Annotated in this window: 7 protein-coding genes and 1 pseudogene; all 8 read left to right on the top strand. The window is 43.8% G+C overall.

Going from position 1 to position 15,335, the window contains the following annotated elements; genetic code table 11:
* Positions 1-26 precede the first annotated feature (26 nt).
* Positions 27-2,798: pseudogene (locus tag ACYIAR_RS06480) on the top strand (helicase-related protein); the annotation flags it as partial.
* A gap of 657 nt (positions 2,799-3,455) precedes the next feature.
* Positions 3,456-5,381, top strand: a complete 1,926-nt coding sequence (gene tet(Q) / locus ACYIAR_RS06475) for a tetracycline resistance ribosomal protection protein Tet(Q) (RefSeq protein ID WP_004291466.1) — start codon at positions 3,456-3,458, stop codon at positions 5,379-5,381.
* Entirely contained in the window at positions 5,381-7,699 is a 2,319-nt protein-coding gene (locus tag ACYIAR_RS06470) for a hybrid sensor histidine kinase/response regulator (RefSeq protein ID WP_004291467.1), read from the top strand. The genes tet(Q) and ACYIAR_RS06470 overlap by 1 nt, the downstream gene beginning before the upstream one ends.
* Positions 7,692-9,014, top strand: a complete 1,323-nt coding sequence (locus ACYIAR_RS06465) for a sigma-54-dependent transcriptional regulator (RefSeq protein ID WP_004291471.1) — start codon at positions 7,692-7,694, stop codon at positions 9,012-9,014. Before ACYIAR_RS06470 ends, ACYIAR_RS06465 begins: the two co-directional genes overlap by 8 nt.
* Before the next feature lie 279 nt (positions 9,015-9,293).
* On the top strand, positions 9,294-9,716 hold the full coding sequence (locus ACYIAR_RS06460; protein ID WP_004291474.1) for a dihydrofolate reductase family protein: 423 nt from the start codon (positions 9,294-9,296) through the stop codon (positions 9,714-9,716).
* A 238-nt stretch (positions 9,717-9,954) separates the two neighbouring features.
* On the top strand, positions 9,955-10,560 hold the full coding sequence (locus tag ACYIAR_RS06455; protein ID WP_004304269.1) for an RteC domain-containing protein: 606 nt from the start codon (positions 9,955-9,957) through the stop codon (positions 10,558-10,560).
* A gap of 301 nt (positions 10,561-10,861) precedes the next feature.
* Positions 10,862-11,992, top strand: coding sequence for an ATP-binding protein (locus tag ACYIAR_RS06450; RefSeq protein WP_004291480.1), 1,131 nt, complete (start codon positions 10,862-10,864; stop codon positions 11,990-11,992).
* 16 nt (positions 11,993-12,008) lie between these two features.
* The gene (locus ACYIAR_RS06445; RefSeq protein WP_004291481.1) at positions 12,009-15,263 is read left to right on the top strand and encodes a P-loop NTPase fold protein; all 3,255 of its coding nucleotides are present in this window, start codon (positions 12,009-12,011) and stop codon (positions 15,261-15,263) included.
* Positions 15,264-15,335 lie beyond the last annotated feature (72 nt).

Raw genomic sequence — 15,335 nt, 5'->3', positions numbered from 1 at the left:
GTGGGTCAAGTGACTTTATATTTTCCAGCTCCCATCAGACCTTTCCCGACCTCAACCTGAAAGGGCTGGCAAGCCGGGGTATCAAGAGCGTCTATCCCTCACAGATGGATTGCGTCTGGATGTTGAAACAGAACGGCGGCGGAATTTGCGACCACGAGGTGGGAACCGGTAAGACGCTGATAATGTGCATCGCCGCGCATGAGATGAAGCGTCTGAATTTGGCACACAAGCCGATGATTATCGGGCTGAAAGCCAACGTTGCGGAGATTGCAGCCACCTATCAGGCGGCATATCCCAACGCACGTATTCTGTACGCTTCGGAGAAGGACTTTTCGACCGCCAACCGTGTGCGCTTCTTCAATAATATAAAGAACAACGACTACGATTGCGTCATCATGTCGCACGACCAGTTCGGCAAGATACCGCAGTCGCCGGAATTGCAGCAGCGCATCCTGCAAGCAGAGCTTGACACGGTGGAGGAAAACCTCGAAGTGCTACGGCAGCAGGGAAAGAACGTGTCGCGGGCGATGCTGAAAGGATTGGAGAAGCGCAAGCACAACCTTGAAGCGAAGCTGGAGAAGGTGGAACACGCCATAAAGTCACGCACGGACGACGTGGTGGATTTCAAGCAGATGGGCATCGACCACATCTTCATAGATGAGAGCCACCAGTTCAAGAATCTGACTTTCAACACGCGCCACGACCGTGTGGCGGGATTGGGAAACAGCGAGGGAAGCCAGAAGGCACTTAACATGCTCTTTGCCATACGCACCATACAGGAGCGCACAGGAAAAGACTTGGGTGCGACCTTCCTCTCCGGCACGACTATCAGCAACTCACTGACTGAATTGTACCTGCTGTTCAAGTACCTGCGCCCGAAGGAGCTGGAACGGCAGGACATAAGGTGTTTCGACGCTTGGGCGGCGATATTTGCCAAGAAGACGACGGATTTTGAATTTAACGTGACGAACAATGTGGTCCAGAAGGAGCGTTTCCGCTACTTCATCAAAGTGCCGGAGCTTGCCGCCTTCTATAATGAAATCACGGACTACCGCACGGCGGAGGATGTGGGCGTTGACCGTCCTGCCAAGAACGAGATACTGCACCATATACCGCCCACGCCGGAACAGGAGGACTTCATACAGAAACTGATGCAGTTCGCCAAGACGGGCGATGCCACCTTGTTGGGCAGGCTGCCGCTTTCGGAAACGGAAGAAAAGGCGAAGATGCTCATCGCCACGGACTATGCCCGGAAAATGGCACTCGACATGCGCATGATAGACCCGAATTACGAAGATCATCCCGACAACAAAGCGAGTCACTGTGCCAAGATGATCGCGGAGTATTATCAAAAATACGACGCCCAGAAAGGCACGCAGTTCGTTTTCTCTGATTTGGGGACATACCAGCCGGGCGACGGGTGGAACGTCTATTCGGAAATCAAGCGCAAACTGACGGAGGACTACGGTATACCGCCAAGCGAGGTGCGCTTCATTCAGGAGTGCAAGACCGACAAGGCGCGGAAGGCGGTGATAGACGCCATGAACGCCGGGACGGTGCGTGTGCTGTTCGGCTCTACCTCTATGCTCGGAACGGGTGTGAACGCCCAGAAACGGTGTGTGGCTATCCATCATCTCGATACGCCGTGGCGACCGTCCGACTTGCAACAGCGTGACGGACGCGGAGTTAGGGCAGGTAATGAGATTGCCAAACATTTCGCCGGGAACAACGTGGATGTAATCATCTACGCGGTGGAGAAGTCACTGGACAGCTACAAGTTCAACCTCCTGCACTGCAAGCAGACTTTCATAAGCCAGCTCAAAAGCGGTGCGATGGGTGCGCGTACCATCGACGAGGGGGCAATGGACGAAAAATCGGGCATGAATTTCTCGGAATACATGGCGTTGCTCTCCGGCAATACCGACCTGTTGGACAAGGCGAAACTGGAAAAGCGGATCGCATCGCTCGAAGGGGAACGCAAGTCGTTCAACAAGGGCAAGCGTGATTCGGAGTTCAAGCTGGAGTCAAAGACCGGCGAGTTGCGCAACAACACGGCTTTCATAGATGCCATGACGGAGGACTGGAACCGCTTCCTGTCGGTGGTGCAGACCGACAAGGAGGGCAACCGCCTTAATATAATAAAGGTGGACGGAGTGGATTCCGCCGATGAGAAGGTCATCGGAAAGCGTTTGCAGGAGATAGCCAAGAATGCCACGACCGGAGGGTTGTACACGCAGGTCGGTGAACTTTACGGTTTTCCGATAAAGGTGGTGAGCGAAAGGATACTCAAAGAGGGATTGGAGTTCACCGACAACCGCTTCGTGGTCGAGGGGAACTACAAGTACACCTACAACAACGGGCATCTGGCGATGGCTGACCCGTTGGCCGCCGCCCGCAACTTCCTCAACGCGATGGAGAGGATACCCTCCATCATCGACCAGTACAAGGCGAAGAACGAGGTGCTGGAGATGGAGATACCGCAGTTACAGGAGATAGCGGGTAAGGTGTGGAAGAAGGAGGACGAGCTGAAGCAGTTGAAGTCCGAACTTGCCGCCCTTGACCGAAAAATTCAGCTGGAGCTTGCGCCACCCACGCCCGAAGTCGCAGAAAAGGAGAATGAAGGGCAACAGCTCAAGCCGGAAGCGGAAGATGTGAGGAACAGGCAGGCGCAATATCCCGAAAATGCACCGCCGCAGATACGCAGTCCGGCGGATAGTATCGTTGCCAACCATGTCATAATCGGGCGTCCGGGACTGTATGCCAAGGAGGAAACCCGGTCCAAAGGATTGAAAATATAACCTAAGGAATTTTATCTGAAGTATTAATAAGGGCTATCCCAAAAGGTCTAAAAGTAAATTTTATCCTTTCTGCAAGTATCTATAGGATGGCAACTGCATTTTTTTCTTTTTGGGCAGCCCTTATTAAAATTTATTCTTATTTTAGGTTATATACATTCATGTCCATTTATGTAAAAAATTCCTGCTGACCTTGTTTATGTCTTGTCAGTCACCATTTGCAAAACCATATTTGACCCTCAAAGAGGCTGAATTTGATAAGTAACTTGCTACATACTCATAATAAGGAGCTAAATAGAACACGAATGGGAAATACACAAATGCTAAACTAAAGAAGATATTGGCCAAAATAAACGCTATACCGAGAGAGAAACTTGATTTTTCAACTTCCTAAAACGGTGTTGTTCAAACATTTCTACTTATTTGTACTTGCCAGTTGAACCTACGCTTCCCTAATAAAATGTCTATGGTAAAAAGTTAAAAAATCCTCCCACTTTTGTTAGATATATTTTTTTGTGTAATTTTGTAATCGTTATGCGGCAGTAATAATATACATATTAATACGAGTTAGTAATCCTGTAGTTCTCATATGCTACGAGGAGGTATTAAAAGGTGCGTTTCGACAATGCATCTACTGTAGTATATTATTGCTTAATCCAAATGAATATTATAAATTTAGGAATTCTTGCTCACATTGATGCAGGAAAAACTTCCGTAACCGAGAATCTGCTGTTTGCCAGTGGAGCAACGGAAAAGTGCGGCCGTGTGGATAATGGTGACACCATAACGGACTCTATGGATATAGAGAAACGTAGAGGAATTACTGTCCGGGCTTCTACGACATCTATTATCTGGAATGGAGTGAAATGCAATATCATTGACACTCCGGGACACATGGATTTTATTGCGGAAGTGGAGCGGACATTCAAAATGCTTGATGGAGCAGTCCTCATCTTATCCGCAAAGGAAGGCATACAAGCGCAGACAAAGTTGCTGTTCAGTACTTTACAAAAGCTGCAAATCCCGACAATTATATTTATCAATAAGATTGACCGTGCCGGTGTGAATTTGGAGCGTTTGTATATGGATATAAAAACAAATCTGTCGCAAGATGTCCTGTTTATGCAAACTGTTGTCGATGGATCGGTTTATCCGGTTTGCTCCCAAACATATATAAAGGAAGAATACAAAGAATTTGTATGCAACCATGACGACGATATATTAGAACGATATTTGGCGGATAGCGAAATTTCACCGGCTGATTATTGGAATACGATAATCGCTCTTGTGGCAAAAGCCAAAGTCTATCCGGTGCTACATGGATCAGCAATGTTCAATATCGGTATCAATGAGTTGTTGGACGCCATTTCTTCTTTTATACTTCCTCCGGCATCAGTCTCAAACAGACTTTCAGCTTATCTCTATAAGATAGAGCATGACCCCAAAGGGCATAAAAGAAGTTTTCTTAAAATAATTGACGGAAGTCTGAGACTTCGAGACGTTGTAAGAATCAACGATTCGGAAAAATTCATCAAGATTAAAAATCTAAAGACTATTTATCAGGGCAGAGAGATAAATGTTGATGAAGTGGGTGCCAATGATATCGCGATTGTAGAAGATATAGAAGATTTTCGAATCGGAGATTATTTAGGTGCTAAACCTTGTTTGATTCAAGGATTATCTCATCAGCATCCCGCTCTCAAATCCTCCGTCCGGCCAAATAAGCCCGAAGAGAGAAGCAAGGTGATATCCGCTCTGAATACATTGTGGATTGAAGACCCGTCTTTGTCCTTTTCCATAAACTCATATAGTGATGAATTGGAAATCTCGTTATATGGTTTGACCCAAAAGGAAATCATACAGACATTGCTGGAAGAACGATTTTCCGTAAAGGTCCATTTTGATGAGATCAAGACTATCTACAAAGAACGACCTATAAAAAAGGTCAATAAGATTATTCAGATCGAAGTACCACCCAACCCTTACTGGGCCACAATAGGGCTGACTCTTGAACCCTTACCGTTAGGGGCAGGGTTGCAAATCGAAAGTGACATCTCCTATGGTTATCTGAACCATTCTTTTCAAAATGCCGTTTTTGAAGGGATTCGTATGTCTTGCCAATCTGGTTTACATGGATGGGAAGTGACAGATCTGAAAGTAACTTTTACTCAAGCCGAGTATTATAGCCCGGTAAGTACACCTGCTGATTTCAGACAGCTGACCCCTTATGTCTTCAGGCTGGCTTTGCAACAGTCAGGTGTGGACATTCTCGAACCGATGCTCTGTTTTGAGTTGCAGATACCCCAAGTAGCGAGTTCCAAAGCTATTACAGATTTGCAAAAACTGATGTCTGAGATTGAAGACATCAGTTGTAATAATGAGTGGTGTCATATTAAAGGGAAAGTTCCATTAAATACAAGTAAAGACTATGCCTCAGAAGTAAGTTCGTACACTAAGGGCTTAGGCATTTTTATGGTTAAGCCATGTGGGTATCAAATAACAAAAGACGGTTATTCTGATAATATCCGCATGAACGAAAAAGATAAACTTTTATTCATGTTCCAAAAATCAATGTCATTAAAATAATGGAGCGGTCAGGAAATTTCTATAAGGCAATACGGTTGGGATATATACTTATCTCCATTCTTATCGGATGTATGGCATATAATAGCCTCTATGAATGGCAGGAGATAGAAGCATTAGAACTTGGCAATAAAAAAATAGACGAGCTCCGAAAAGAAATAAACAATATCAATATTCAAATGATAAAATTTTCTCTATTGGGTGAAACAATACTGGAATGGAACGATAAAGATATCGAGCATTACCATGCACGGCGTATGGCAATGGACAGTATGCTCTGCCGTTTCAAGGCCACCTATCCAGCAGAGCGCATCGATAGTGTGCGCAGTCTTTTAGAGGATAAGGAACGACAGATGTTCCAGATAGTCCGGTTAATGGATGAACAACAATCTATTAACAAGAAGATAGCCAATCAAATTCCGGTTATTGTACAGAAAAGTGTGCAGGAACAGTCCAAAAAGCCAAAACGAAAAGGTTTCTTAGGCATATTCGGCAAAAAAAAGGAAGTAACTCCAGCAGTATCAACCACTATCCTTCATTCGGTCAATAGAAACGTAATCAGCGAACAGAAAGTGCAGGATCGCCAATTGTCGGAACAAGCCGACAGCCTTGCAGCTCGTAATGCAGAACTTAACAGACAACTGCAAGAATTGATTTGCCAAATAGAAGAAAAGGTACAAACCGAACTGCAAAGCCGGGAAAACGAAATAGTTGCCATGCGTGAAAAGTCATTTATGCAAGTAGGCGGTTTAATGGGATTCGTTCTTCTATTGTTGTTAATTTCCTACATCATCATACATCGTGATGCAAAAAGCATTAAACAATACAAGCACAAGACAACTGATTTGATAAGGCAACTGGAACAATCCGTACAACGGAACGAGGCACTGATAACGTCAAGGAAGAAGGCGGTACATACTATCACCCATGAACTGCGCACACCGCTGACAGCAATAACAGGCTATGCCGGACTGATACGGAAAGAACAGTGTGAGGATAAGTCCGGGCAGTATATCCAAAACATACTGCAATCCTCCGACCGTATGCGGGATATGCTTAACACTTTGCTTGACTTCTTCCGCCTGGACAACGGCAAGGAACAGCCCCGTCTGTCACCCTGCCGGATTTCAGCAATCACGCACACACTTGAAACGGAGTTCATGCCTGTTGCCGTGAACAAAGGGCTGTCCTTGTCCGTGAAGACTGGACACGATGCCATTGTATTGACCGACAAAGAGCGAATAATACAAATCGGGAATAACCTGCTGTCAAACGCTGTCAAGTTCACAGAAGAAGGCGGTGTTTCTTTGATTACTGAATATGATAATGGAGTTCTGACACTGGTCGTTGAAGATACAGGTACAGGCATGACAGAAGAGGAACAGAAACAAGCGTTCGGTGCGTTTGAACGTCTATCAAATGCCGCCGCAAAGGAGGGTTTCGGGCTTGGGCTTGCCATAATGCGTAATATTGTGTCGATGCTTGGCGGAACAATCCGTTTAGACAGCAAGAAAGGGAAAGGCAGTCGTTTCACAGTTGAAATTTCTATGCAGGAAGCTGAAGAACAGCTTGGATATACAAGCAATACACCTGTTTATCATAACAATAAATTCCATGATGTTGTCGCCATTGACAATGATGAGGTATTACTTCTGATGCTGAAAGAGATGTATTCCCAAGAAGGAATACACTGCGACACTTGCACCGATGCTGCGGCACTGATGGAAATGATACGCCAGAAAGAATACAGCCTGTTGCTGACAGACTTGAATATGCCCGATATAAACGGTTTCGAATTGCTGGAACTGTTGCGTTCGTCCAACGTGGGCAATTCACCAACAATCCCGGTGGTTGTGGCAACCGCTTCGGGCAGTTGTAACAAAGGGGAACTATTGGCAAAAGGCTTTGCCGGATGCCTGTTCAAACCGTTCTCCATATCGGAACTGATGGAGGTTTCCGACAGGTGTGCCATAAAAGCGACACCGGACGGGAAACCGGACTTTTCCGCCTTATTGTCCTATGGCAATGAAGCCGTCATGCTGGAAAAGTTGATAACTGAAACAGAAAAGGAAATGCAGGCGGTACGGGATGCAGCAAAAGAAAAAGACCTGCAAAAGCTGGATTCCCTGATCCACCACCTGCGCAGTTCGTGGGAGGTGCTCCGTGCCGACCAACCGCTGAATGTACTTTACGGATTGCTTCGTGGCGATGCTCTCCCGGATGGTGAAGCGTTAAGCCATGCCGTGACTGCCGTGCTGGATAAGGGAGTGGAAATAATACGGTTGGCAGAAGAGGAAAGGAGAAAATACGAAGATGAATAAGACAAAAATAATTGTGGTGGAAGACAACATCGTGTATTGCGAATATGTCTGCAATATGCTGTCACGGGAGGGCTACCGCAATATGAAGGCTTACCACCTCTCAACCGCGAAGAAACATCTGCAACAGGCAACAGATAATGATATCGTGGTTGCCGACCTGCGTCTGCCTGACGGCAGTGGCATAGACCTTTTGTGCTGGATGCGAAAGGAGGGAAAGATGCAGCCCTTCATCATTATGACCGACTACGCCGAAGTTAATACCGCCGTGGAAAGCATGAAACTCGGCTCGATAGACTATATTCCCAAACAGCTTGTGGAGGATAAACTTGTCCCCCTGATCCGTTCCATACTGAAAGAACGTCAGGCAGGACAACGCCGTATGCCTATATTCGCCCGTGAAGGTTCCGCCTTTCAGAAAATCATGCACCGCATAAGGCTGGTAGCCGCCACCGATATGAGCGTGATGATATTTGGTGAGAACGGCACGGGCAAGGAGCATATTGCCCACCTGTTGCATGACAAGAGCAAACGTGCAGGCAAGCCATTTGTGGCGGTGGACTGCGGTTCACTCTCCAAAGAGCTTGCACCGTCGGCTTTCTTCGGACACGTCAAAGGTGCATTTACAGGTGCGGACAATGCCAAGAAAGGATATTTCCATGAGGCGGAAGGCGGCACGTTGTTTCTGGACGAGGTAGGAAACCTCGCGTTGGAAACCCAACAGATGTTGCTCCGTGCCATACAGGAGAGGCGGTATCGCCCGGTCGGAGACAAGGCAGACCGGAATTTCAATGTCCGCATCATCGCTGCTACCAATGAAGATTTGGAGGTATCGGTGAATGAAAAGCGTTTTCGGCAGGATCTTCTGTACCGCCTGCACGACTTCGGGATAACCGTTCCTCCGTTGCGTGACTGTCAAGAAGACATTATGCCGCTGGCAGAGTTCTTCCGTGATATGGCAAACAGAGAGCTGGAGTGTAGCGTGAGCGGGTTCAGTTCCGAAGCACGTAAAGCGTTGCTGACACACGCATGGCCGGGCAACGTGCGGGAACTTCGGCAGAAAGTTATGGGTGCTGTATTGCAGGCGCAGGAAGGTGTTGTCATGAAAGAGCATCTGGAACTTGCCGTGACGAAACCGACCTCTACTGTCAGCTTCGCCTTGCGCAATGACGCGGAGGATAAGGAGCGGATATTGCGTGCGTTGAAACAGGCAAACGGCAACCGGAGTGTCGCCGCAGAACTGCTCGGCATAGGCAGGACAACACTATACAGCAAACTTGAAGAGTATGGACTTAAATATAAATTCAAGCAATCATAGCCCGTAATTCACTGAATTTGGCTATCTTTGCATAACATTTGAGAAAAACGGCGATTGGCAGGAGCTTTTCGCCGCCAACATATAGGATAAGACCGCAAGGCGTTTCAAGCGAAAATCTGGTAAATTGGAACTACGGAGACGATTGCGTGATGCTTATGCTATGCTTACGCATAGCGTGCATTCACGTACTCTCCGTAAAGGCTTTACCAGAGCCATCGCTTGAAGGTAGTGTGAATTGCACGCTACTTTTTTACCCTTGCCTAACGAAAGGAAACGATTATGGGTAAAGTTCAGATTCTCGCCGTACTGACGATGGACGGATGTCTTTCTTCAGAGTTATATGATAAAGCACATCAGGATTTGTGCCTTGACCGTTGCGGTCTTGATGAAATCAGGAAGAAAGCCTTTTACCGTGTGACACCGGACTATTCCATTTCAATGCTGCACGAATGGAGAAAAGACTGCACAAACATCCGTTACCTCGCGGAAGCCACACCGGACACGGCAGACTATATAAACGGACTGCTGCGGATGCACGCTGTGGATGAAATCATACTATACACCGTTCCTTTCATATCCGGAAGCGGACGACATTTTTTTAAGTCGGCTCTGCCAGAGCAACACTGGACGCTTTCCTCTTTGAAAAGCTATCCCAACGGTGTATGTCGCATTATCTATATCCTTGATAAAAAAGCAAGATAGCCAAAATGTGCGGCAAGCATACATTTCTATTTTCAGGAATAGAATAAATGTTCCGATTACAAACAATTTAAGTCGGGGATAATTTGTCCTTGTGAAAAAATACTGAATTTTATACCTCTGAAATCCAGCACTTTGTAAAATTGAGTGTTGGATTTTTTATTTTCTGCCGCGTTTTTTGCCAATTATATTCATGTGCGCACGCAGAAAACAAAGTGTAATTTTCAAAATTGACAGAACCATGAATTATTTCTTGCTGGCGGAAACCGACTTTTTCCGCCTGATAAACGAAGCCGGCGACTGCAATATGGAAACGGCATACACGGCTTTCGCCACCCAAGTGATCGAACTGTGCAACGGCGGCATGGACATGAACCTTACCGTCATCGCGCTTGCCTACATCGAAATCGAGTTGCAGCACCATCCCGTACGTAATCTGTCAGAAGAAAAAAGAGAGATTGCCGCCTACGTCAGCAAGGCTCTGTCTTTCGTAAGAAAGATGCAGAAATTCCTTGCCACGCCCCAAGTGCCACCACTAATATCCGCCAACAACGCAACAGAAACCACCGCCAGCCTTCTTCAATGGACGGGCAATGCCATCGACCTCGTGGAACTTATCTACGGCATAGACGTGATGGGCTGCATCAACAACGGCAATATGCCGCTCAAACAGCTCGCCCCACTTCTCTATAAGATATTCGGGGTTGATTCTAAAGACTGCTACCGCTTCTACACTGATATCAAACGCCGGAAGAACGAAAGCCGCACCTATTTCATTGACAGGATGCAGGAAAAACTGAACGAGAGAATGTTGCGTGATGAGGAGTTGGAGCGGATGAGAAAATAAAAAAATATCCATTACATATGAGAAGACAGGAATACTCGTATCCTGTCTTTTTATTTTCATTTAATTATATATTAATTAGCACAATATATGTGAGTTTTTCATTCCTATAAGGACAAATTTCAGAAACGTATGTCTGGTAAATTATTGAGTCATCATAGTATGAACATATATCATTACTAAAAACAATGAAACAACTTCCATAAGATTGTGGTTGTAAAAATCGCCATTTAATAGCCCGTTTTTTTTGTAAAATTCGCCAATTAAAAAAATATGATTATCTTTGCATTATATTTTATAAGGTATGGAAACAGTAAATAGAATACTTCAAGAGAAGATTACAGCACGAATCGCGCCCAATAAAGCAGTACTGATTTTTGGTGCTCGCCGTGTTGGTAAAACGGTAATGATGCGTAAAATTGTGGACAACTATTCAGGTAGGACGATGATGCTCAACGGCGAAGACTACGACACATTAGCACTATTGGAGAATCGCTCAATAGCCAATTATCGGCATTTATTGGATGGTATTGATTTGCTGGCTATTGATGAGGCACAGAACATACCACAAATCGGTAGTATTCTGAAGTTGATAGTTGATGAAATACCGGGAATAAGTGTCTTGGCAAGTGGTTCTTCGTCATTCGATTTGCTGAATAAGACTGGTGAACCGTTGGTCGGCCGCAGTACGCAATTTCTCCTTACACCATTCTCGCAACGGGAAATCGCACAGACGGAAACGGCACTTGAAACCCGCCAGAACCTCGAAGCGCGCTTGATTTACGGTTCCTATCCCGAAGTAGTAATGATGGAGAACTATGAACGTAAAACAGACTACCTACGTGATATTGTCGGTGCATACCTGCTTAAAGATATCTTAGCAATTGACGGCTTAAAAAATTCGAGCAAGATGCGCGATCTACTGCGATTGATAGCTTTTCAGTTGGGCAGCGAAGTTTCTTACGAAGAGTTAGGTAAACAACTCGGCATGAGCAAGACGACCGTTGAAAAATACCTCGACCTATTGGAAAAGGTCTTCGTTATCTATCGTCTGGGGGCTTATTCGCGTAACCTACGCAAGGAGGTTACAAAAGCTGGCAAGTGGTACTTCTACGACAACGGCATTCGCAATGCCATTATCGGGGCTTTCTCACCGCTGGCCATTCGGCAGGATGTCGGTGCGCTGTGGGAGAACTACATCATCGGAGAGCGGCGCAAAGCGAACTTCAATGAGGGACTGCACAGGGAGTTCTATTTCTGGCGCACCTACGACAAACAGGAAATCGACCTGATTGAGGAGAGTGCCGACAGTCTTACCGCCTTGGAGTTCAAGTGGGGAAATAAAATGCCGGCCGCACCGAAAGCCTTCCAAGAAGCCTATCCCTATGCCGAGTTTCATGTGGTAAATCGGGAGAATTATTTGGAGTTCGTATAATCAATAAATTACGTATATGGAAACAAAACTACAATCCAAACAGCAATATCCGCGGTTTATCCAAAATAAACCGTGTGGTATTGACAAATTCGATGGAGGTTCGCAAGAAAGGTTGGCAAAAACTATTGCTCGCCATTTTTGTCAGAATGATTCATTGGATGAGGAATGTACTTTACCTCGAATTATCGGCATCGAAGGTATTTGGGGATCTGGAAAATCCAACGTGGTTAAAATGTTGGAACGTGAATTATCAGACGACTATTACTTTTTTGAGTATGACGCATGGGGACATCAAGAGGACTTGCAACGCCGCTCTATATTGGAATTGCTTACAAGCAAACTTATTGATGATGGTATCCTATCTGGAAATGCAACAATAAAAGTCAAAGGTGGAGGTACGAAAACCGTATCATGGTCTGAAAAGCTGAAATATTTATTAGCCCGTAAAACGGAGACCGTAACCGAAAAATATCCCCTTATCAGTAATGGTATGGTTGCGGCATTTTTGGTTGCAGTTTTAACTCCGATATTTACATTTATTGCGTATGCAGTAAAACCTACACCCACAACATGGTGGTTTTCTTTATTGTCTATTATCATAGCTGCACTGCCAGTTCTTATTGCATTGTGCGTTTGGAAATGGGCATATAGCAAAGATCATAAATATGGATGGAGTTATATGTTAGCTATTTATCAAGATAAAGTCGAAAAGGACGTTTGCTATGAGACTTTGAGCGAAGACGAACCAACGGTTTACGAGTTCAAAACATGGATGCAAGACATTTCTGATTTTATCAAGGAAAAAGGACAACGTAAATTAGTCCTTGTTTTTGACAACATGGATCGTCTCCCCGCTGAAAAAGTAAAAGAATTATGGTCTTCTATCCATACGTTCTTCGCCGATAGCGGTTTTGAAAATGTTTGGGCTGTTATTCCTTTCGATGAAACACATTTAGCTTGTGCATTCGGAGATGAGACCGACGAACAAACGAAACAACTGACCAAGTATTTTATCAATAAAACTTTCCCTATTGTTTATCGTGTTGCTCCTCCTGTTATTACCGACTATCGAAGTATATTCAACAAACTGTTTGTTGAAGCATTTGGAGAAACAGAAAATGAAGCGAAAGAAACTATAAATCGGATATTCAGATTGGTAAATCCTAATGCCAATGTTAGGGAAATTATATCATATATCAATGAGATGGTCGCTCTTAAACAAGAGTGGTGTAACGAAATTTTGATGATAAACATAGCATTGTTCTGTTTGAAGAAGACGGATATTCTGGCAAATCCAGTAGAACAAATATTGTCCGGCGACTATCTGAATGGCATTCAAACAATAATTAACAATGATCTGCAAACACAACGCGAAATTGCAGCTTTGGTATATGGTGTCGATGTTGAAGATGCTCGACAAATTCCATTGAAAAAATATATTGAAGGCTGCATCAACGGAGAAGAAGACCACGACATAAATCAATATGCAGAGACTAATAAACAATTTGACACTGTATTAGAAGAAGTTATACAATGTATGGACAATGCGCTTATCGATAAGATTATACATTGTTTGCATAAATTAACTCGAAAGAGCGATGTTATTCTGCGTGTATGGCAAAGAATAGCACAATTGAAATTAAAAGAATCCATAGAGAAGCAGGTGTTCCCTGTCGAATACCAAGAACTGCTGTTGCATTTAGACACGGAAAGCCAAAACCATGTGATTGCTCAATTATATAAGAAGATAGTTCGGTTCAATGACTTCAATGGCGGCGACTATTTCAAAACGTTAGATGCAATAGACAGGTTTATTGCGCAAAATAAGTTGGCGTGCGATTTTACGTCATTGATTGAAGCAAAAACAGTCAAGCCAAATACATTTATCGATTATATTCAAGCTGCAAATGCAACAGATGCTGCCTATCGGGATAACGCGACAACTAAAGCATATAAATATTATCAAGTAGCAACAAATTCGGAGGCGCTCGATAATTATTTGGCAAACTTACTACCCGATAATTTCGACCATGCAGATATTGTAAAAACGTTAAAAGATAATTCTACCTATACGTTTCCAACGCTTTTGCAAGCGATCACGAATTGCATTGATGAACAGAATGTAAATAAAGATAATATAGGGGCTATATTTACAACCTATCGTTTATTGGCATCTGACGAAGAAAGACCTTTACCTGTAACGTTAGATTCAACCTACATAAATCAGTTGCATTCTGAATTAGAAACTGATGGCCGAAACATTAAAGAGTCTGGATATTACGATTTAGTCGCCATGCAATTGGCACATGGTCATTCCGTTTCCTTAATAGAGGGTGGAGATATAAAATATGTTGCAGAACTCATGGACTATTATGTGGATCATGGAGACTTATTAGTAAATAGTGTGGGATGGAATATACCGCTATTAAATGAAACACTACAATACATGGTAAATCATAAACTTGGCTATAAATTATTGCTCTCAGACATATTGCCCCAATTTGAAGATATTAAGAACAGAATAGGTGTAACGGATGAGGTATTTATCGAGCATTTAGCAGAGTGGAATACCGATTTGGATAAGTATATCACTAAGAACAATATTAAAGATGTAATTCCTGACGCATCTTTTTACGATTTGACCACTAAAATAAGCAATGTCCTGACCGATCATATCAATAAAATAGCGTTCGAAGCGTTGTCTGAAATAAGTGTTGATACATTATACGCCCAAAGAACAGCACATACATCATATTATTGGTTTGTCGCAATAAAACATTTACTGGCTAAAATCAAATCCTTGCCAGATAACTTGACTGAATTTGGCAAAAAGATTCTGATGGATATTGCTTCTGGAACTCAAAGTTTGAATCCTTTCCCTAATTGTTTCAAGAATATAGTTGAAAGATTGGATAAACGAAAAATTAAATCGACAGTTACCGATATAAGAAATGATTTCTGCATCGGTAAAAAGACTATCAATGCAATAAAGTTTCAATTTTTCGAAACATGGCTTAGATCGCATGGTAATTTGAAAAGTCAAGCTGGAGACGTTATTGATAAAATAGTGAAACCTGTAATTTCCGATGGGGCATGCCGTTCATTGATTCTGCAAAACAAAGATTTTTATATGGATTTAATAAATACAGCAGGGGATGATGCTTATGAATTGAAAAAGAGTCTCCGAAACCTCATACAAAAAGATTCAGATCCGCAATTGGTTAAATTTGTCAATTCGATAGATTCAGTACCTGAGGTTGAAACCGCGTAAGTATTTGTCTAACAAGTCCGAATTTTACGATTTTACCCGTCAGAACTGAAGTGCCCCCCAAAAAAATTGTAT

Source organism: Parabacteroides sp. KHUB-01 (assembly GCF_056640935.1).
This window is presented reverse-complemented; position numbering and strand designations above follow the sequence as displayed.